The 20217-nt window shown below is 63.2% G+C and carries 19 protein-coding genes and 1 tRNA gene; 14 read left to right on the top strand and 6 right to left on the bottom strand.

The features are described 5' to 3' along the window. Nucleotides 1-71: 71 nt before the first annotated feature. From ACF8E5_RS20340 to ACF8E5_RS20330, 3 genes are read left to right on the top strand one after another with little or no spacing between them, the layout of a single operon-like run. A complete protein-coding gene (locus ACF8E5_RS20340) occupies nucleotides 72-530 on the top strand; it encodes a tripartite tricarboxylate transporter TctB family protein (RefSeq protein WP_058603193.1) in 459 nt (152 codons plus the stop codon). Between the two features lie 3 nt (nucleotides 531-533). Beyond that, nucleotides 534-2048 (top strand): tripartite tricarboxylate transporter permease, encoded by a 1515-nt coding sequence (locus ACF8E5_RS20335; protein ID WP_023534356.1) that lies wholly within the window; start codon nucleotides 534-536, stop codon nucleotides 2046-2048. Next, nucleotides 2041-3075: an AbrB family transcriptional regulator gene (locus ACF8E5_RS20330; RefSeq protein ID WP_392475718.1), complete on the top strand. Its 1035-nt coding sequence runs from the start codon at nucleotides 2041-2043 to the stop codon at nucleotides 3073-3075. The genes ACF8E5_RS20335 and ACF8E5_RS20330 overlap by 8 nt, the downstream gene beginning before the upstream one ends. A gap of 29 nt (nucleotides 3076-3104) precedes the next feature. On the opposite strand, the gene ung is transcribed toward ACF8E5_RS20330, so the two are convergent. Continuing rightward, on the bottom strand, nucleotides 3105-3797 hold the full coding sequence (gene ung / locus ACF8E5_RS20325; RefSeq protein WP_023534412.1) for a uracil-DNA glycosylase: 693 nt from the start codon (nucleotides 3795-3797) through the stop codon (nucleotides 3105-3107). A gap of 126 nt (nucleotides 3798-3923) precedes the next feature. Between ung and ACF8E5_RS20320 the strand changes: the two genes are divergently transcribed. Then, nucleotides 3924-5030: an enoyl-CoA hydratase/isomerase family protein gene (locus tag ACF8E5_RS20320; protein WP_078478076.1), complete on the top strand. Its 1107-nt coding sequence runs from the start codon at nucleotides 3924-3926 to the stop codon at nucleotides 5028-5030. 33 nt (nucleotides 5031-5063) lie between these two features. Here ACF8E5_RS20320 and ACF8E5_RS20315 read toward each other — a convergent pair whose 3' ends face one another. After that, nucleotides 5064-5474: a hypothetical protein gene (locus ACF8E5_RS20315; protein WP_078478075.1), complete on the bottom strand. Its 411-nt coding sequence runs from the start codon at nucleotides 5472-5474 to the stop codon at nucleotides 5064-5066. A gap of 215 nt (nucleotides 5475-5689) precedes the next feature. On the opposite strand from ACF8E5_RS20315, the gene ACF8E5_RS20310 reads away from it, so the two are divergent. The 4 genes from ACF8E5_RS20310 to ACF8E5_RS20295 all read left to right on the top strand — a co-directional run bounded on the left by ACF8E5_RS20310 (nucleotide 5690) and on the right by ACF8E5_RS20295 (nucleotide 8254). Further along, complete coding sequence (locus ACF8E5_RS20310) at nucleotides 5690-7162, top strand: diguanylate cyclase domain-containing protein (protein ID WP_196127505.1); 1473 nt, start codon at nucleotides 5690-5692, stop codon at nucleotides 7160-7162. Nucleotide 7163: 1 nt separating this feature from the next. Next, nucleotides 7164-7388: a cysteine-rich CWC family protein gene (locus tag ACF8E5_RS20305; protein WP_058603200.1), complete on the top strand. Its 225-nt coding sequence runs from the start codon at nucleotides 7164-7166 to the stop codon at nucleotides 7386-7388. Next, nucleotides 7378-8070 carry a pseudouridine synthase gene (locus ACF8E5_RS20300; protein WP_182139194.1) on the top strand — a complete coding sequence of 231 codons (693 nt, stop codon included), beginning with the start codon at nucleotides 7378-7380 and terminating at the stop codon, nucleotides 8068-8070. The genes ACF8E5_RS20305 and ACF8E5_RS20300 overlap by 11 nt, the downstream gene beginning before the upstream one ends. A gap of 110 nt (nucleotides 8071-8180) precedes the next feature. Further along, nucleotides 8181-8254 (top strand) — tRNA-Gly (locus ACF8E5_RS20295). Between the two features lie 48 nt (nucleotides 8255-8302). Here ACF8E5_RS20295 and ACF8E5_RS20290 read toward each other — a convergent pair. Next, nucleotides 8303-8737: a DNA methylase gene (locus ACF8E5_RS20290; protein WP_326383654.1), complete on the bottom strand. Its 435-nt coding sequence runs from the start codon at nucleotides 8735-8737 to the stop codon at nucleotides 8303-8305. After that, the gene (locus ACF8E5_RS20285) at nucleotides 8734-8958 is read right to left on the bottom strand and encodes a DUF2188 domain-containing protein (RefSeq protein WP_078478074.1); all 225 of its coding nucleotides are present in this window, start codon (nucleotides 8956-8958) and stop codon (nucleotides 8734-8736) included. Before ACF8E5_RS20285 ends, ACF8E5_RS20290 begins: the two co-directional genes overlap by 4 nt. A gap of 252 nt (nucleotides 8959-9210) precedes the next feature. Here ACF8E5_RS20285 and ACF8E5_RS20280 point away from each other — a divergent pair, with 252 nt between their 5' ends. Beyond that, nucleotides 9211-10200, top strand: a complete 990-nt coding sequence (locus ACF8E5_RS20280) for a DUF4917 family protein (RefSeq protein ID WP_392475717.1) — start codon at nucleotides 9211-9213, stop codon at nucleotides 10198-10200. Between the two features lie 102 nt (nucleotides 10201-10302). On the opposite strand, the gene ACF8E5_RS20275 is transcribed toward ACF8E5_RS20280, so the two are convergent. Together ACF8E5_RS20275 and ACF8E5_RS20270 are read right to left on the bottom strand one after the other, a co-directional pair. Continuing rightward, a complete protein-coding gene (locus ACF8E5_RS20275; RefSeq protein WP_196185200.1) occupies nucleotides 10303-11508 on the bottom strand; it encodes an SAM-dependent methyltransferase in 1206 nt (401 codons plus the stop codon). Between the two features lie 66 nt (nucleotides 11509-11574). Further along, nucleotides 11575-12192 carry a hypothetical protein gene (locus ACF8E5_RS20270; RefSeq protein ID WP_392475716.1) on the bottom strand — a complete coding sequence of 206 codons (618 nt, stop codon included), beginning with the start codon at nucleotides 12190-12192 and terminating at the stop codon, nucleotides 11575-11577. 185 nt (nucleotides 12193-12377) lie between these two features. On the opposite strand from ACF8E5_RS20270, the gene bglX reads away from it, so the two are divergent. The 5 genes from bglX (at nucleotide 12378) to ACF8E5_RS20245 (ending at nucleotide 20171) form a co-directional block, all read left to right on the top strand. Next, nucleotides 12378-14669 carry a beta-glucosidase BglX gene (gene bglX, locus ACF8E5_RS20265; RefSeq protein WP_196185199.1) on the top strand — a complete coding sequence of 764 codons (2292 nt, stop codon included), beginning with the start codon at nucleotides 12378-12380 and terminating at the stop codon, nucleotides 14667-14669. A 104-nt stretch (nucleotides 14670-14773) separates the two neighbouring features. Continuing rightward, a complete protein-coding gene (locus tag ACF8E5_RS20260) occupies nucleotides 14774-16531 on the top strand; it encodes an ATP-binding protein (RefSeq protein WP_145256062.1) in 1758 nt (585 codons plus the stop codon). After that, on the top strand, nucleotides 16525-17859 hold the full coding sequence (locus ACF8E5_RS20255; protein ID WP_196121570.1) for a sigma-54 dependent transcriptional regulator: 1335 nt from the start codon (nucleotides 16525-16527) through the stop codon (nucleotides 17857-17859). The genes ACF8E5_RS20260 and ACF8E5_RS20255 overlap by 7 nt, the downstream gene beginning before the upstream one ends. 242 nt (nucleotides 17860-18101) lie before the next feature. Further along, a complete protein-coding gene (locus ACF8E5_RS20250) occupies nucleotides 18102-19421 on the top strand; it encodes an MFS transporter (RefSeq protein ID WP_058603230.1) in 1320 nt (439 codons plus the stop codon). A gap of 384 nt (nucleotides 19422-19805) precedes the next feature. Then, nucleotides 19806-20171 carry a heme utilization protein gene (locus ACF8E5_RS20245; RefSeq protein WP_392475714.1) on the top strand — a complete coding sequence of 122 codons (366 nt, stop codon included), beginning with the start codon at nucleotides 19806-19808 and terminating at the stop codon, nucleotides 20169-20171. Nucleotides 20172-20217 lie beyond the last annotated feature (46 nt).

The following is a 20217-nucleotide window of genomic DNA, read 5'->3' as shown; positions in this document are numbered from 1 at the left end:
GTGCCTAGCCTGGGCCTTGGCCCAGGTTCACGGGTGTGCCGCTCCCATCGCTACTTACCGAGGATTCCTCCATGATCCTGCAACGCATCTTCGCCCTGATCCTGCTGGCCGTCTGCGCCGCCCTGGCCGTGATGGCCTGGCCTTATCAGGCGGCGTTTTCCTATGAGCCGGTAGGCCCGCGTGCCTACCCGCTGCTGATGCTCGGCCTGATGAGCCTGGGCTTGCTGTACATGGCGATCCGCCCCACGCCGATCGTGCACAAGGACGACGAGCCGGCGCTGGACAAGGCGACCTTGACCAAGATCGCCGCCTGCATCGGCCTGCTGCTGATCTTCGCGGCCACCTTCGAATCCCTTGGCTTCATCCTCAGCGCCATCCTGGCCGGTGTGCCCATGGCGCGCCTGTATGGCGGTCGCTGGCTGCACAGCGCCATCGTCGTGGTCGGCATGAGCCTGTTCCTCTACTGGCTGTTCGACCGCGTCATGGACGTGCCCCTGCCCCTTGGCCTGCTGAGCGTACTGGAGAACTGACATATGGATACCTTGAGCTACCTGGGCCAGGGCTTCGGCGTCGCCCTGTCCCCTTACAATCTGGTCACGGCCCTGTCCGGCACGCTGATTGGTACCGTCGTCGGCCTGCTGCCGGGCCTGGGCCCGATCAATGGCGTGGCCCTGCTGATCCCCATCGCCTTCGCCCTGGGCTTGCCTCCGGAGTCGGCACTGATCCTGCTGGCTGCGGTGTACCTGGGCTGCGAGTACGGTGGGCGGATCAGCTCGATCCTGCTGAACATTCCGGGCGAAGCATCGACCGTGATGACCACCCTGGACGGCTACCCGATGGCCCGCCAGGGCCTGGCGGGCGTGGCCCTGTCCCTGTCGGCTTGGAGCTCGTTCATCGGCGCCTTCATCGCCACCTGCGGCATGGTGCTGTTCGCCCCGCTGCTGGCCAAGTGGGCAATCGCCTTCGGCCCGGCCGAGTACTTCGTGCTGATGGTGTTCGCCATCGTCGCCCTGGGCGGCATGGCCGGCGACAAGCCGCTCAAGACTTTCATCGCCGCCTTGATCGGCCTGTTCCTGTCGGCGGTGGGCATCGACGCCAACAGTGGCGTGTACCGCTTCACCGGTGACAGCGTGCACCTGGCCGACGGCATTCAGTTCGTCGTGCTGGTGCTGGGCCTGTTCTCGATCAGCGAAATTCTGTTGCTGCTGGAAAAGACCCACCACGGTCACCAGGCGGTCAAGGCCACCGGGCGCATGCTGTTTAACTTCAAGGAAGCGGCGTCGGTGTTCGCGGTGAACATTCGCTGCGGCCTGCTGGGCTTTGTGATGGGCGTGTTGCCAGGCGCAGGTGCCACACTGGCCAGTGCAGTGGCCTACATGACCGAAAAACGCATGGCCGGTGCCAGCGGCAAGTTCGGCAAGGGTGACGCCCGTGGCCTGGCGGCACCGGAAACCGCCATTGGCGCTTCCTGCTGTGGCGCCCTGGTGCCCATGCTGACCCTGGGCGTGCCCGGTTCAGGTACCACGGCGGTGATGATCGGCGCGCTGACGCTCTACAACATCACCCCAGGCCCGCTGCTGTTCGAACAGCAACCTGACATCGTCTGGGGCCTGATCGCGTCGCTGTTCATCGCCAACATCATGCTGGTGATCCTGAACATCCCGATGATCCGCATCTTCACCCGCATCCTGGCCGTGCCGAACTGGGCCCTGGTGCCGGTGATCGCCATCATCACCGGGATCGGTGTCTATGCCGTGCATGCCACCACTTTCGACCTGTTCCTGATGGTCGGCATCGGCATCATGGGCTACATCCTGCGCAAGCTGGACTTCCCACTTTCGCCGATTCTGCTGGGCTTCATCCTGGGTGGCCTGATGGAGCAGAACCTGCGCCGGGCATTGTCAATTTCCAACGGCGAGTTAGGCATTCTCTGGTCGAGCCCGATCAGCATGGGTGTCTGGGCACTGGTAGCGCTCATGCTCGCACTGCCTATGGTGCGCATCTGGCGCAAGCGTAGCCTGCAGCGCCGGGCCATGGCCGATGCCTGATCGTGGGTTGCCGCTGTACTGGGCAACTGGGCTGGTCGGCCTTGCTGGCGGTTTCGCCGCCAGCAAGGTCGGCTGGCCTTTGCCGTGGATGGTCGGCTCGTTGCTGGCGATCATCGCGGTACGTTGCCTGAGCCCTTGGCAGCTGCCAGAAATACCCAATGGCCGGCGCTGCGGGCAATGCATCATTGGCCTTGGCATCGGCTTGCACTTCACGCCCCAGGTCATCGAGCAAGTGGGCAGTCACTTCGCCTTGATCTTCTTCGGCGCTTTGTTCACTACCGTTTCGAGCGTGCTTGGGGTGTGGTTGCTGCGCCGCTCGGGTGAGGACCGCGCCACTGCGTTCTTTGCCAGCATGCCAGGCGGTTCCGGTGAAATGGTCAACCTGGGTGCGCGCAATGGCGCGGTATTGAGCCAGGTAGCCGCAGCCCAAAGCCTGCGCGTGCTGGCGGTGGTGCTGTGCGTGCCGGCGCTGTTCAAGCTGCTGTTGGGCGATGGCGTAGCGCTCAACCACACCGGCAGCGTCAGCTGGGCCTGGCTGGCCCTCATCGCACCGCTGGGCGTGGCAGCTGGCTGGCTCTGGCAGCGGCTGCAGCAACCCAACCCATGGCTGTTCGGGCCGCTGCTGGTGGCAGCCACCGTCAGCCTTGCCGGCAACTTGCAGATCGCCCTGCCCAATGGCGCCAGTCAGATCGGCCAATGGCTGATCGGCAGCGGTCTGGCCTGCCATTTCAACCGTGCATTCTTCCGCCGCGCGCCGGCATTTCTGGGGCGCACGCTGGTGGCCACAGCCTTGAGCATGGCCCTGGCTGGCGCTGCCGCCTGGGGCTTGAGCCTGCTCACAGCTTTGGATCTGCGCTCACTGACGCTGGGCATGATGCCCGGCGGCATCGCTGAAATGAGCCTGACGGCCGAAACGCTGCAACTGTCGGTGCCGCTGGTGACTGCTTTGCAAGTGATGCGCCTGCTCTTCGTGCTGTTCCTGGCCGAGCCCTTGTTCCGTTACTGGATGAGCAAGCGGCCCGCATGACCTGTCGGGGCCTGACGGCCCCGTCTGGCTCACAGCGGTGGCAACGCCCAGTTGATGGGCGCCAGCCCGCGCTGCTCGAGAAAGCCGTTGGCACGGCTGAAATGCCCACAGCCAAGAAACCCACGGTACGCCGACAACGGCGAGGGGTGCACCGACTTGAGCACCAAGTGCTTGGTGCCGTCGATCAGCTTCTGTTTGCTCTGCGCATGAGCCCCCCACAGCAGAAACACCACATGCTCACACTGCTCGCTGACCACCTCGATGATACGGTCGGTGAAGAATTCCCAGCCTTTCTTGGCATGGGAGGCCGCGTTGCCCCGCTCCACGGTCATGGTGGTGTTGAGCAGCAACACGCCCTGCTCGGCCCAGCTTTGCAGGTAGCCATGGTTGGGGATGGGAATGTTCAGGTCGCGGTGCAGCTCCTTGTAGATGTTCACCAGCGACGGCGGCGTGGGCACGCCAGGCTGCACCGAGAAGCACAGGCCATGGGCCTGCCCTGGGCCGTGGTAGGGGTCCTGGCCGAGAATCACCACCTTGACCTGATCCAGGGGGGTGGAGTTGAGTGCATTGAAGATCAGCGGGCCAGGCGGGTAGATCTGTTTACCGGCGGCATATTCACCGCGCAGGAACTCGCGCAACTGCTGCATGTAGGGCTGCTCGAACTCGGCACGCAAGGCGGCTTTCCAACTGGGTTCGAGTTTGATGCGATCGTCGTCAGTCATGGGGGCTTCCGTAAACAATGGGGCGACACTAGGGGTGACACCGACGCTTGTCAAACGATCCGACCAGTGCCCGGCGGGATCGACCAGGCAGGCCATACTTGAGCGGTGACTTGAATGAGGTAAGCCATGAGCATTCATTGCCAAGTACTGACAGGCGCCGATGGCGCTCGCCTGGGCATCGCTACCCTTGATGCGCCAAGGGCGCTCAATGCCCTCGACCTGCCGATGATAGAGACGCTGGCCGAGCAGTTGCACAGCTGGGCGCAAGACCCAGGCATCGCCTGTGTGCTGCTGCGCGGCAATGGCGCCAAGGCATTCTGCGCCGGGGGCGACGTGCGGGCGCTGGCCCAGGCGTGCCGCGAGCAGCCTGGCAGCGTGCCACCGCTGGCTGCATCGTTCTTCGCCGCCGAATATCGCCTGGACCATGCCTTGCACACCTACCCCAAGCCACTGCTGTGCTGGGGCCATGGCCATGTGCTGGGCGGCGGCATGGGTTTGCTCCAAGGTGCCAACGTACGCATCGTGACCCCCAGCAGCGCACTGGCCATGCCTGAGATCAGCATTGGTCTGTACCCTGACGTGGGGGCCAGCTGGTTCCTGGCCCGCTTACCGGGCAAGCTGGGGTTGTTCCTGGGGCTCACCGGTGCGCCTATCAATGCGCGCGATGCGCTGGACTTGGGGTTGGCTGACCGTTTCATGGGTGAAGACCGGCAAGCGGCGTTGATCGACGAACTGCTGCAGATGAACTGGCAGGAGCAGACCGCGTTGCAACTCAACAGCCTGCTCAGGGCTGAGGAGCATTGCGCCCGCCGGGCACTGCCGGCGGCCCAGTGGTTGCCGCGGCGCGTGCTTATCGACGCGCTGCTGGATGTCACCTGCGCGGGCGCTGCCTGGCGGGCAGTGGCGAGCCTGCGCCAGCACGACGACCCGCTGCTGTCGGCAGCCGCCGAGCGCATGCTGGGCGGCTGTCCGCTGACGGCTCATCTGGTGTGGGAGCAAATTCAGCGGGCCCGACACCTGTCACTGGCGCAGGCGTTGCAGATGGAATACGCGATGAGCCTGAACTGCTGTCGTCATCCGGAGTTCAGCGAAGGGGTGCGTGCCCGCCTGCTGGACAAGGATCACCAACCGCGCTGGCACTGGCCGGATGTGGACCACGTGCCCGCAGCCGTGGTGCAGGCACACTTTCAAGCGACGTGGGAAGGCCATCATCCGCTGGCGGACCTGCACTAGCGGCGCGTCGGGCGCAGGGCGCTCCTCACCTGATCAATGGCCTCGCCCACGCCTGTCACCCCAGCCGCCTTGATGCCGACCTCCATCCTGGAAGCGCGGGCCATCGTTGCGGTAGTCGTGTCGATCGCGGTCGCGCCTGTAGTCCCAGCGCTGGCGATGACCGTAATCGTAGCGCGGGTTGCCGTGCCAGCGGCGCACGTCGGGCGGCGGCAACGGTCGGTAGCCGGGCGGCGCATGGTAACGAGGCACCGGTTGGTAGTAGTAGCGCGGCTGGGGCGCCACCGGATAACGACCGTACCGGTAGTAGCCGGGCGCGTAACCAGGCGAGACATATCGGTCAGTGACGTAATAGTCGGAGCGGTAGTAGGTCGACCGACCAGCGTACGGCGCACAGGCGCCAAGCGTCAGCCCGAGCAGGGCCACAAGCAGAATTCGATAGGACATAGGCGGCCTCCCGGACCGCTGAGGTGCCCGCGCAGCGAACGCTGCCGAGCGTCGATGCACGACACGTTGATCGACATGGAATAAGACAAGCGTCAACCCGTGCAGTGCCATACTGGTAATAATTTGATACAGCTGCGGCTTCTGGACAAAATCTTGCAGTCATTTAAAGCCCGGAACACTAGAATGTGCGGCCCGGCACACATCATGGGAAGATCATGCCTTCACGCTCCGCTCCGTCATCGCAGCGTTCGTTAATCGCCGCCCTGCTGATGCTGCTGGCCTGCGGTTTCCTCGCCACGTCGCTGCTGAGTTATTTCTCCTCGCGCAGCGCCATACGTGACGGCATCATCAATACCGAATTGCCGCTGACCTCCGACACGGTCTATTCGGAAATCCAGAAAGACCTGATCCGCCCTGTTCTGATCGCCTCGATGATGGCCCAGGACACTTTCCTTCGAGACTGGGTGTTGGCCGGTGAGCAGGATGCCCAGCGCATGACCCGCTACCTGGGCGAGGTAACGGGCAAGCAGGGCATCTTCACGTCCTTTTTCGTCTCCGAACACACGCTGACCTACTACCAGGCCAAGGGCGTGCTCAAGCAGGTCCAGCCACAGGCCTGGCGCGATGCCTGGTACTTTCGCCTGCGCGACCAGGCGGCACCTTACGAGATCAATGTAGACCTGGACATGGCCAACCAGGACAACCTGACCGTGTTCATCAACTACAAGGTGCACGACTACCAGGATCGCTTCATCGGCGCGGCAGGGGTGGGGCTGAGCGTTTCCACCGTGGTCAGGATGATCGATCAGTACCAACACCGCTATCAGCGATCCGTGGTCTTCGTCGACGCCCAGGGCAAGGTGTTGATGACAGGCTCAGGCGGTGGCCCGCAGGGCCTGCGCGTCGGCCAGTCGCTGGTCGACAGCCCGGACCTGGGCGGCGTGCTGGCACGCCAGCCGGTGCCTGGCGAAGGCAGTCATGAATACCGCGACCTTGAAGGCCACAGCCATTTTCTGAACGTGCGCCACTTGCCGGAACTGGATTGGTACCTGCTGGTGGACAAACGCGAGACCGGGGCGCTGGACCGGATCCGTCATTCGCTGTACCTGAACCTGGCGATCTGCGCCATGATCACCCTTGTGGTGGTAGCCCTGATGCATGCGATGGTGCGCCGCCACCAGGCCAGCACCGAAGCCCTGGCCACGCTCGACAGCCTGACCGGGCTGCCCAATCGGCGCAGCTTCGACCTGCTGGCCGCCCAGGCGCTGCGCGAGGCCCAGCGTGACAACAGTCCGCTGGTGGCGTTGCTGATCGACCTGGACCACTTCAAAGCCCTCAACGACACTTATGGTCACCTGGCAGGCGACGAAGTGCTGCGCCAATTTGCCAATGTCCTGCAAGGCAGCATTCGCCAGTCCGATATACTCTGCCGCTGGGGAGGCGAGGAGTTCATCGTGCTGCTGCGTGAGGCCGATGCCCGCCAGGCGAACGAGGCTGCCGAAAAGATCCGGCGGCGCGCCGAGCAACTGACCTTCAGTTACGAGGACCAGCCGCTGCGCCTGACCACCAGCATCGGGGTGAGTCACCTGCAGCCAGGCGATACCTTGCACACCCTACTGACCCGCGCCGACGGCGCCCTCTATCGTGCCAAACAGGCTGGCCGCAACCGTGTCTGCAGTGAAACCTGAAATGAACGACGATCAACGTTGCCCCGCCTGCGGTGCCCTCAACCGGTGCACCCTGGCCGATCCTGCGCAGGCCACCCAGGCTTGCTGGTGCTACAACGTGCGCATCGACCCGGCGGTATTGCAGGCCTTGCCTGCCGAACTGCGCGACCGTGCCTGCCTGTGCCCAAGCTGCGCAGGCGTCGAGGCCCAATTGGCATCGCCCGCAGGTGACGACCATGCGCCTTGATCGTTTTCTTGCCAACCTACCGACCTGCAACCGCCAGCAAGCGCGCCTGATGCTGGCTCAACGTCGCGTGCGGCTCGATGGCCAAGTGGCCAGCGACCCGCTAACGGAAGTACGGGCGTTCAGCCGGGTTGAGCTGGACGATGAGGTGCTGCAGGCGGGCCTCCCGCCACGCTACCTAATGCTGCACAAGCCGCCCGGTTGCGTCAGCGCCACCCACGACCCCCAGCATCCAACCGTCATGGACTTGCTGCCCGACGCGCTCGCGCAGGGCCTGCATATCGCCGGGCGCCTGGACTTCAATACCACCGGGCTGATGATCCTGACCAACGACGGGCAGTGGTCCCGGCGCCTGACCCAACCGGCCACCAAGCTGCCCAAGCATTACCTGGTCGAAACCCAGGACGAAATCGGCGAGCACTATGTGGCCCGGTTTCAGGAGGGGTTTCACTTTGCTTTCGAAAACCTGACGACCCAACCGGCCGACCTGCAGATCCTCGGGCCGCGCCTGGCCCGGCTCGCCATCGTCGAAGGGCGCTACCACCAGGTCAAACGCATGTTCGGGTTCTATGACAACAAGGTGGTCAAGCTGCACCGGGAGCGCATGGGCGCGATCGCGCTGGACATGGACCTGCCGCCGGGGGCATACCGAGAACTCACGCTCGAGGAAATCGCTGCCGTATAGGTGAGCCTTGTGACGTAGGGAAAAGGCGCAGGAGCGCGGAGGGAAAAGACATTTTTTATAACGCGGGCTTCTAATTTGCCGAACGTTCTGGTAAAAAGTGCAGCTCAGATGCGGGTATAGTTTAGTGGCAAAACGAAAGCTTCCCAAGCTTTAGTTGAGGGTTCGATTCCCTCTACCCGCTCCATCTTCAAGCCAGCGTTCACATGGCTTACGCTTCCTCTACCGCCCATCCTCACTGCACACGTTGATGCTGCAGTACCACCGCCGCTTCCCGCATAAAAATCTCGAGCGTCTTGGGCCCCACGCCTTCAAATCCCAGCAGCCATGTATTGGCGTGCGCCATGTCCACCGCCGCATTGAGCAACACGTCATCCATTTCCGCTTCAAGCCCACTGCCCAAGCAATGCAGCCGCCGGGCCGTGGATTCGTCGTAGCGTGCGTAACCGGCCTGACCCAGAAGCTTCACCAGTGTGTGATGCGGGCACCTCGCCAGCTTGCCTGGGGTGTCCAGGCCATGGGTATCGACCAGCAGCCGGTAGGCCTGGATCGCGACACTGGCACGAATGCGCTTGCCGATCAGAAAGCTGGCAAGCAACCACTTATAGAGGCCGCGCCCATGGCACTGGTGTATGTCGATGCCAAGCAGCGCGGCGCTGACCAGTATCAACCCTTGGTGCGCCGCGGGTCAGCGGAGCGAGGGTAGGTGCGCTCTTGCTCGATGGTGCCATCGGCCTTGTGAATCTTCACCGAGGCTGTCTTGCCCTCGAAGAATGTGGCCAGCGACCCCACCAGTTCTTGCTTGGTCGCGCTGTGCTTTGAAGCGCGCGCAGCACCTGCCTTCTTCAGTTCCCACCCGTCATTGGCAGGGCTTACATGATAGGTGTCCATGACAGATCTCCTGTTCAGGTAAAGACATGACGATCTACGTGTCGGTGTGGCCGGTGCTGGCTAGGCGCTGCCCCGTGGCCACTCAAGACCTTGGAGGGATTCAAGTCCGCTCGTGTTCACTTTCAATCCCCTGCAGTTGCCGTCAAGCATCAGCGATGCAGCCTGCACCGCGCTGCCAGCGCTGGCGCGGCGCACTCATGGCCTAGGCTTGACGTGGTAAAGTCTGTCGGATCCCGCTTTACGGACTCCAGCATGCCCGCACTAGATGCCACTCTTCTCCCCTGGTCAGGCCTTGCCGACCAGTACCCCTGTGAAACCCTCATGGTCGGTAACGGCGCAAGCCGGGCCTTCTGGAAGCCGTTCGGGTATTTCTCGCTGTACGAGGAGGCGCAACGGGCCGGGCGTAAGAAGGGCTTGGCCATCAGCGATCAGGCCTTGTTCAAGTCATTGAGCTCCGAGCTGTTCGAACCAGTGCTGACCGCCCTCAACACCACGGTGCGTACCAACGCTGCGCTGGCCATCAACTCGACCGCGCCGCTGAACCGCTATTACTCCATCAAGGAGGCGCTGATCCACGCCGTGCGCACCGTGCACATGCCTTGGTCGGCAATGCCCGAAGCCGCCCTGAGCACCCTCAACCAGGCCCTGCGCGGCTACCGCAACGTCTATACCAGCAACTATGACCTGCTGCTGGTCTGGGCCGTGCAGCACGATCCGAAGGGCTTTGCCGAACTGTTCGACGAGCAGGGTTTTTTCGACGTGCGCCGAACGGCGGGTCAAGGCACGCGGGTGCTGCACCTGCACGGTGGCATGCACCTGCTCAAGCTGCCTGACGGCACTACCCGGCAACGCAGTGCCAGCAGCGTTGAAATGCTCGAAGGGTTCGCCGTGAATGTGCCAGGTGAAGTGCCGCTGTTCGTCAACGAAGAGCGCAGCGACGAAAAGCTGCGTGCCATCCGTAGTTCGGACTACCTGAGCTGGAGCCTGGGCCAGTTGGCCAGTGAACACCGGGGCATGTGCCTGTTCGGTCAGCACCTGGACAGCAACGACCGGCACCTGCTCGACGCCATCCGCTCAGCCCGGCCCAGCCACCTGGCGATTGCCATACGCCCTTTGGGAGAGGCATCGGTCATCAACCAGAAGCGTCATTTCACCAGCCGCTTCGAAGATATGCCGGACACGGCCCTGCACTTCTTCGACGCCCAGACGCATCCGCTGGGGCTGGCAAGCACGACTGTGTGATTGATTGCCCAAGCTGGTTGATCAAGCATGGCTGCAGCATAAAAACGCGCTCATGAGCAGCGAAGCAAGGATGAGCATATCCAAGGCTGGGGCGCATCAGGTTCAAAGCAACCCATCCGCCCGCAGCAACGTTTCAAGACAATGCGCCTTCACCCCGTAGAACGCCTTGAGCTGTTCTATCTTCTCCAGCAAGGCTGACTGATCCGCTGGCTGGCGCCGTTTGACGGCCAGGATCATCTTGTTCTTGTTGGTGTGCTCCAGGGATATGAACTCGAACACCTTGGTCTCGTAGCCGCAGGCCTCCAGGTACAGTGCACGCAGGCTGTCGGTGAGCATTTCGGCCTGCTGGCCCAGGTGCAGGCCATATTGCAGCATCGGTTGCAGCAGGCCCGGGCTGTGCAGCTGCGGGCGGATCTGCTTGTGGCAGCACGGTGAGCACATGATGATTGCCGCGTTGCAGCGGATACCGGTATGGATGGCGTAGTCGGTCGCCACGTCGCAGGCGTGCAGCGCGATCATTACCTCGATGGCATCGGGCACCACGCTGCGCACATCGCCGCACTGAAACTCCAGCCCTGGGTGTTCGAGCCGCGCGGCGGCGGCGTTGCACAGCTCGACCATGTCCTGGCGCAGCTCAACGCCCGTTACCTGGGCATCGCGGCCCAGCGTATTGCGCAGGTAATCGTGCATGGCGAAGGTCAGATAACCCTTGCCCGAGCCGAAGTCGGCCACCCGCAGGCGTTGCTCGCTCGACAAGGGGGCATTGGCCAGGGCGTGGTCGAAGACCTCGATGAACTTGTTGATCTGCTTCCACTTGCGCGACATCGACGGGATCAGTGCGCCCTGGGCGTCCGTTACGCCAAGGTCACGCAGAAACGGTCGGGCAATGTCCAGGTAGCGCTTTTTCTCGCGGTCATGCCCGTTGCTGCCAACGGTTTCCCGGGGCGCCTGGGCGCCATGGCGCTGCAGCATGGGCTTGCCCTTCTTGCTGAAGGTCAGTTGCAGCTCACCCTCTGCATCGAACAGGTGGGCATTGCGAAAGCCTTCTGGCAACAGTTCGGCGATGCACTGCAGAGCATCATCGAGCGGCAGGTTGCGGGTGATGTCGCGGGTCTGGTGGCGGTAGACCAGGGACAGGTTCGCCTGCCCCTTGACCAGCAAGGGCTTGGCGATGATGCGTTGCAGGGTCGGGTCGGTGCCGACAGGCCGCGCCAGTACCAGCTTGACCACGGTGTTGCCCTGCAGGCCGGTGCGAAGCAGGTCGAGAAACTGGACGCGCGCATCCGGTGAAGTAGAAAGGGCAGACATGGGCAAACGGTACCTCCAATAGCGGGGGCCGTATTCTACACCCCCGCACAGTCGGCCAGGGTTGCGTTAGTCGAGGATTACCAGCGGCTGGGGCAGATGCCTGCACGCAAGTGCGCGTGGCGCCTGCTGGCCAAGGCGATGGCCGCACGCCTCGACGCACTCGATCATGCCCTGCAGCGCTTGCCCCTGGCGAACCTGGCTGGCCAGACGGTCAGTGAGCGTGACGCGCAGCGCGTCGTCAAGGCAGAGTGCGGCCTGCTTGTCCATCAGCAGCTGTGCGTACTGCTCGGCCTCGCTGACGAAGATCATTACGCATCCGGCGCCTGTAAAGGCCTGAGCGCCGAGGTCGAGAAACTGACGAGTGGCAAGGCGCGACGCTCGCCAGCGGCGCCAAGCCCGCGGTACGGTCCAGCGTTCCAGGCGCGGGTTGCGCAACAGCACGCAGAGGCCTACGAACAGCAGTACATTGGCAACGATCAGGCCGCGCACGCTGGGCCAGCCCAGCACCGCGTGCAGCACGCCTGGCAGCGCCAGCGCCAGCACGGCGGACCAGAATAGTGGGAAATAGGCGTAATCATCGGCGCGGCGGGCGAGCACTGCCAGCAACGCGACATCCGTGCGCCGGCCAACACCGGCCATGGCTTCAGCGAGCTGACGCTGCTGGTAGGGTTCAAGCGGAGTCATGCCGTGTTCTCGTGAGCGTTCTTATAGTTGTTTTCCCGGTGTACGGGGCTTCGTCAGCACGCGGCCGATTCAGGCATAATCCGCCGCAGGAAGATCTGCGTGCAAATCGTACAACAACAGCCGCCCGAAAACCTCGCCCATGCGTGTGTCACCGTTGACCATGCATCGGCCCCCTTACGGAATTCATGATGAAACTGTCTCTGCTGGGCCTGGCCATGGGCCTCGTCAGCCAGGCGGCTGTCGCCGCCACTTCCGCGCCGCCGCTCGAGAACAAACAGGCATTCATCGACCATCTGATCAGCCAGATGACCGAGGCCGAAAAAATCGGGCAGTTGCGCCTGATCAGCATCAGCCCTGAAATGCCCCGGGAGAAGATCCGCGAGGAGATCGCCGCCGGACGCATCGGCGGCACCTTCAATTCGCGTACGGCACCAGAAAACCGGCCGATGCAGGACGCGGCCATGCGCAGCCGGCTGAAGATCCCGATGTTCTTCGCTTATGACACGGTACATGGCGAGCGCACCATATTCCCCATCGGCCTGGGCATGGCCGCCACCTGGGACATGGACGCCGTCGCCAAGGTCGGCCGCACAGCGGCCATCGAAGCGGCTGCCGACGCACTGGACATGACCTTTGCGCCGATGGTCGACATCGCCCGGGATCCGCGCTGGGGTCGCACCAGTGAGGGCTTTGGCGAAGACACGTACCTTACCGCGAAAATCGGCCAGGTAATGGTCCGCGCGTTCCAGGGCAGCAGCCCGGCCAACCCGGACAGCATCATGGCCATCGTCAAGCATTTCGCCCTTTACGGCGCAGTGGAAGGCGGGCGTGACTACAACACGGTCGATATGAGCCTGCCGAAGATGTACAACGATTACCTGCCGCCCTACCGCGCCGCGATCGATGCCGGCGCCGGTGGTGTGATGGTTGCGCTGAACTCGATCAACGGCGTGCCGGCCACCTCCAACACCTGGCTGATGAACGACGTGCTGCGCAAGGAGTGGGGCTTCAAGGGCGTGACCATCAGCGATCATGGCGCCATCCAGGAGCTGATCCGCCATGGCGTGGCGCGCGACGGTCGCGAGGCGGCCAAGCTGGCGATCAAGGCAGGCATCGACATGAGCATGAACGACACCTTGTACGGCGAGGAGCTACCAGGGTTGCTCAAGGCGGGCGACGTGAGCCAGGCAGAGCTGGATCAGGCCGTGCGCGAAGTGCTGGGCGCCAAATACGACATGGGCCTGTTCAAGAACCCCTACGTGCGCATCGGCGCGGCGCAGAACGACCTCAAGGACTACTACGGCGAGGACCGCCTGCACCGCGACGCCGCGCGCGACGTGGCGCGCCGCAGCCTGGTGCTGCTGGAAAACCGCAGGCAGACGCTGCCGCTCAGTAAAGATGCCACCATCGCCCTGGTCGGTCCTCTTGCCGACGCACCGATCGACATGATGGGCAGCTGGGCAGCAGACGGGCGCCCCACCCACTCGGTCACGGTGCGCGAAGGGCTGCGCCGCGCCATCGAGGGCAAGGGCAAGCTGGTCTACGCCAAGGGCTCCAACGTCACCGGTGACAAGGCCATTCTCGACTACCTGAACTTCCTCAACTTCGATGCGCCGGAAATCGTCGACGACCCTCGCCCACCTGCGGTGCTCATCGACGAAGCGGTCAAGGCCGCGCAGCAGGCGGACGTGGTCGTGGCGGTGGTCGGCGAATCGCGCGGCATGTCCCATGAATCTTCCAGCCGCACCACGCTGCAGGTACCGGCCAACCAGCGTGCACTGATCGAGGCCTTGAAGGCCACCGGCAAGCCGCTGGTGCTGGTGCTGATGAATGGCCGGCCGCTGTCCATCGGCTGGGAGCGCGAGCAGGCCGATGCCCTGCTCGAAACCTGGTTCGCCGGTACCGAAGGTGGCAACGCCATTGCCGATGTGCTGTTCGGCGACTACAACCCCTCCGGCAAGCTACCGATCACCTTCCCACGCTCGGTCGGGCAGATTCCGATGTACTACAACCACACCCGTATTGGCCGTCCGTTCACACCTGGCAAACCCGGCAACTACACCTCCCAGTACTTCGAAGAACCCAACGGGCCGCTGTATCCCTTCGGTTACGGCCTGAGCTACAGCACGTTCGAACTGTCGGGGCTCGCGCTTTCTGGCAACAAGCTCAAGCGCGGGGACACGTTGCAAGCCAGCATCGTGGTGCGCAATACCGGCAAGGTGGCCGGCGAGACGGTGGTGCAGTTGTACGTGCAGGATGTGTCCGCCTCGATGAGCCGCCCGGTCAAGGAGCTGAAGAACTTCCAGAAGCTCATGCTCAAGCCCGGCGAAACACGGACCGTGACCTTCAGCATTAGCGAAGAAGACCTGAAGTTCTATAATGGCCAGCTGCAGCGCGTGGCCGAGCCCGGGGCGTTCAACGTCCAGGTGGGCCTGGACTCCGACGCGGTGCAACAGCAGGGCTTCGAACTGCTGTGAGTGTCGATCCTTGACGGCCTTTTCGCGGACAGACTGGGGCGGCGGTGCAGCGCTCCGGTTTCGCCAAAGCAGGCTCCTTCCCCACCCACGCGGATCTGCTCCCAATGCCTTTTTCCTTTCGCGCCCTGCGTCTGGGGCTGATCACCCTGGTGATCGTGCTGGGTACCGTCCTCTGCGCCAGCTGGGCCATGCACCAGGCCAAACGCCAGGCCATGGAAGCGGACGCCCGCCAGGCCAGCCAGCAACTGGGGCTGTATGCCAATGCCTTGCACACCCTCATCGACCGCTATCGGGCCCTGCCTGCAGTACTGGCCCTGGACCCGGAACTGATCGACGCTTTGCGCGGCCCGATCCAGGCGCGAACCCAGGATGCCCTGAACCGCAAGCTCGAGCGCATCAACGGTGCAGCCAACTCTTCCACCCTCGAACTGCTCGACCGCAACGGGCTGGCGGTGGCAGCCAGCAATTGGCGGCTACCCACCAGCTATGTGGGTTCCAACTACGGCTTTCGCCCTTATTTCAAGCAAACCCGCAGCCTGGGTAATGGCCGCTTCTATGCCGTAGGCGTGACCAGCGGGGTACCCGGCTACTTTCTGTCCAGCGCGGTGAACGACGAACAGGGTCGCTTTCTCGGCGCCATGGTGGTCAAGCTGGAATTTCCCGAGCTTGAGCGCGAGTGGCGCCAGGGCAGCGACATATTGCTGGTCAGCGATGCCCGTGGCATTACCTTCATCGCCAACCAGGACGGCTGGCGTTACCGGGAACTGCGCCCATTGGATGGCGCTGACCGGGCCGAACTGGCGCAGACCCGTCAGTACGACAAGCACCCGTTGATACCGCTGATGCACCAGGTGCTGACGCGTTTCGCTGAAAACAGCACCCTCAGCCGGGTGCAGGCCCCACAAGGCGAGACCGAGTTCTTGTGGGAAAGCCTGCCGCTGGAAAGCGAGCAATGGACCCTGCACCTGCTGCGCAAGCCCCAGGTGGGAACCGACGCGCGCAATGCCGGCCTGGGTGCTGCAGCGGTATGGCTGAGCCTGGTATTCGCCGCCTTGCTGGTCAGCCAGCGCCTGCGCCTGTCACGCCTGCGCCAACGCAGCCGCGAGGAGCTCAAGCGCCAGGTCGAGGAACGCACCCGCGAGCTGCGCACGGCTCAGGAGGGGCTAGTGCAAACGGCCAAGCTGGCGGCCCTGGGGCAGATGTCCGCCGCCATGGCGCACGAAATCAACCAGCCCCTCACGACCCAGCGCATGCAGCTGGAAACCCTGAAGCTGCTGCTGGACCACGGGCGCTACGACGAGGCTCGTCAGGCCCTGGAACCACTGGAGCAGATGTTGACGCGCATGGCATCGCTGACCGGGCACCTGAAGACGTTTGCCCGTAACAGCCCAGGCGGCTTGCGCGAGCGCCTGGACTTGGCCGGCGTGGTCGACCAGGCGCTGGACCTGTTGCAGGCGCGCCTGCATGCCCTGGACGTGCAGTTGGCCCTGTACCTGGCACGTCCGGCGTGGGTGCGCGGCGACGCCATCCGCCTGGAACAGGTGCTGATCAACCTTCTGAGCAACGCGTTGGACGCGATGGCAGACAGGCGCTACCGGCGGCTGGAAATCCGCATCGAGCCCGATGCGCAGCATTGGCGCCTGAGCGTGCTCGATTCGGGGGGTGGTATCGCGGCCGAGGACCTGCCCAGGATCTTCGACCCTTTCTTCACCACCAAGCCCGTAGGTGATGGCCTGGGCTTGGGCCTGGCGATCTCCTATGGCATCGTGCACGACGCCGGTGGGCAGCTGCTGGCCGAAAACGTACCGGGCGGCGCGCGCCTTAGCATCACCTTGCCTCGCGATCAGGAGCCTGCATGTTGAACTCAGTGATGGTCATAGACGATGAAGCCAGTATTCGTACGGCCGTCGAGCAATGGCTGAGCCTGTCGGGCTTCGAAGTCCAGGTCTTTGCCCGTGCCGATGAGGGCATGGCGCACATCGGCCAGGACTATCCAGGCGTGATCATCAGCGACGTGCGCATGCCTGGCATTGACGGCCTGCAACTGCTCGAACGGCTGCAGGCCAACGATCCGGACCTGCCCGTGATCCTGCTGACCGGTCACGGTGATGTACCCATGGCGGTCGAGGCCATGCGCAGCGGCGCCTACGACTTCCTGGAAAAGCCCTTCACTCCACAGCACCTGCTCGGCAGCCTTCGCCGCGCGCTGGAAAAGCGCCAGCTGGTGCTGGAAAATCGACGCCTGCATCAGCAGGCAGACCTCAGGACGCGGCTTGAAGCCACGCTGCTTGGGGTATCACCGGGTATGCAGCAGTTGCGCCGGCAAGTGCTGGACCTGGCCGCCTTGCCGGTGAACGTGCTGATTCGCGGCGAAACCGGCAGCGGCAAGGAGCAGGTCGCCCGCTGCCTGCACGACTTTGGCCCACGCGCCAGCAAACCTTTCGTCGCGCTCAACTGCGCCGCCATTCCCGAAGCCTTGTTCGAGGCCGAGCTGTTCGGCCATGAAAGCGGCGCCTTCACCGGCGCCCAGGGCAAACGCATCGGCAGGCTGGAATACGCCGATGGCGGCACGGTCTTTCTCGATGAAATCGAAAGCATGCCCCTGGCGCAACAGGCCAAATTGCTGCGCGTGATCCAGGACCAGAAGATCGAGCGCCTGGGCGCGAACCAGAGCATCGGCGTGGACCTGCGCATCATCGCTGCCACCAAGCCCGACCTGTTCGATGAAGCCCGGGCCGGCCGCTTTCGCGAGGACTTGGCCTACCGCCTGAATGTTGCAGAGTTGCGCCTGCCGCCTTTGCGCGAACGACGGGAAGACATCGTCCTGTTATTCGAGCACTTCGCGCAGGCAGCCGCGTCCCGAATCGGCCGCACAGCCCTGCCCCAGTCGGGTCAGCAGTTGGCGCAACTGCTGACCCATGATTGGCCAGGCAACGTGCGTGAACTGGCCAACGCGGCGGAGCGCCACGTGCTGGGGCTCGGTTCGCCCATGCCAGAACAGGCGCCTGTCGGGCAGTCGCTGGCTGAGCGCGTGGAAGCATTCGAGGCGCAGTGCCTGCGTGCTTCCCTGCGCCAACATGCCGGCGAGATCAAGGCGGTGATGCAGGACCTGCAAATGCCCCGCCGTACCTTGAACGAGAAAATGCAGCGCCATGGGCTGGTGCGGGACGAATTCGTCAACGCGCCATAAGCGGAAACTCGCCTACATCTACGCACTGATGAGCGGAATCTTGCTTATATAGGTGAACCGCCTTTGCGCGCACGCCGTACTGAGTGCATCTCAACTTCTGCTCAACGCCATGATCCATACGGGTTCCACGTCAGCGTGCACCCGGATGAAGCAATCGCGCTTCGTTTTGGCACACCTTCTGCAAAAGCCCCTGCAAGCTGCGCCCTGCGCGCTTTCACAACAACAATGAGAAGGTGTCCCTGATGGATAACGCTACCTCCCTGCCTAACGGGGCGGCCGCAACGCCTGCCGCGCCAAGAACCACCGCCAGTCGCCTCAAATCGATCTTCAGCGGTTCGATCGGCAACATGGTCGAATGGTACGACTGGTACGTCTATGCAGCGTTCTCGCTGTATTTCGCCAAGGCTTTCTTCCCGGCCGGCGATTCCACGGCTCAACTGCTCAATACCGCTGCCATCTTTGCCGTGGGCTTTTTGATGCGCCCGATTGGTGGCTGGCTGATGGGCATGTATGCCGACCGCAAGGGGCGCAAGGCTGCACTGATGGCCTCGGTGCTGCTGATGTGCGCAGGCTCGCTGGTGATTGCCCTCACCCCCGGCTATGAAACCATCGGTGTAGCAGCGCCGGTCCTGCTGGTGGTCGCACGCTTGATGCAAGGGTTGTCGGTGGGGGGTGAATACGGCACCTCGGCCACCTACCTGAGCGAAATGGCGAGCAAGGAGCGTCGGGGCTTCTTCTCCAGCTTCCAGTACGTGACGCTGATCTCGGGCCAGCTCATCGCCCTGGCGGTCCTGATCGTTCTGCAACAGACGCTGACCACCGAGCAACTGTACGCCTGGGGCTGGCGTGTGCCGTTCGTGATCGGTGCCCTGTGTGCGGTGGTTGCCCTCTACCTGCGACGGGGCATGGAAGAAACCGCGTCGTTCACCAAGAAGGAGAAAGCCAAGGAAAGCCTGATGCGCACCTTGATGCGCCACCCCAAGGAACTGCTGACCGTGGTCGGCCTGACCATGGGCGGTACCCTGGCCTTCTACACCTACACCACCTACATGCAGAAATACCTGGTCAATACAGTCGGGATGAGCATCAGCGATTCGACCACCATCTCTGCCGCGACGCTGTTCCTGTTCATGTGCCTGCAACCTTTGGTGGGTGGGCTGTCGGACAAGATCGGCCGGCGCCCTATTCTGATTGCCTTTGGGGTGCTCGGTACGCTGTTCACGGTGCCGATCCTCAGCACCTTGCATACCATCCAAACCTGGTGGGGCGCGTTCTTCCTGATCATGGCGGCGTTGATCATCGTCAGCGGCTACACCTCGATCAACGCAGTGGTGAAGGCTGAACTGTTCCCGACCGAAATCCGTGCCCTGGGCGTTGGCTTGCCCTACGCCCTGACCGTGTCCATCTTCGGCGGTACGGCCGAATACGTGGCCCTGTGGTTCAAAAGCGCCGGCATGGAAAGCGGCTTCTACTGGTACGTCACAGGCTGCATCGCCTGCTCGCTGCTGGTGTATGCCACCATGAAGGACACCAAGCAGCATTCGCGGATCACCACTGACTAAGCCATCCCACGCTTATCACTGCTTCGGGCGCCTAGAGGGCGCCCGACTTCGTTTGGACACCCCGAGCCTGACGGGATTACCTAGGTGCCAGCCCTCCCCCTGCAAGCCCAGCTTGCACCTTCGCACCGCCCGCACTGGCACGACGTTCATCTGACGCGCTTGGCTTAATGGCCTATTAATCACACTCCGGCACATTGCATCCCTCAGCAACAGCGCCAGCACCTGCTCCGCGAAACCCGCCGATTGGCTACCTACAAATCCAGCTGCGCACCCCAAATAATCGAATAATCCGATCATTAAGTACGATTTTTAGCGCTTTTTAATCGTATTAATCGGCGTAACATTGAATTTATCGAAACAACCCACTACCTCTGGAGCATCCACATGAAAAGCAAACTCATCCTGACCCTCGCCCTTTGCGCATTTGCCGCAGGCGCATCCGCCGAGGACGGATTCGATCGCACCCATGCGCATACCTTCGCGGCGGCGCCCGCTCAAGCCACCGGCTATGCCGAGGATGGCTTTGACCGCACCGGTGGCCAGCGCTTCGCCGAAGACGGCTTCGACCGCACCGGCGGCCAGTGCTTCGCCGAAGACGGCTTCGACCGCACCGGCGGCCAGCGCTTCGCCGAAGACGGCTTCGACCGCACCGGCGGCCAGCGCTTCGCCGAAGACGGCTTCGACCGCACCGGCGGCCAGCGCTTCGCCGAAGACGGCTTCGACCGCACCAACGCTCATCGCATCAGCTGATAGCAACCATGCGTATCCAGCCCGGCTTTCGCCGGGCTCCAGCATT

The sequence above is a fragment of the Pseudomonas sp. WSY_20 genome, from assembly GCF_043104335.1.
Taxonomy (GTDB): domain Bacteria; phylum Pseudomonadota; class Gammaproteobacteria; order Pseudomonadales; family Pseudomonadaceae; genus Aquipseudomonas; species Aquipseudomonas parafulva_B.
This window is presented reverse-complemented; position numbering and strand designations above follow the sequence as displayed.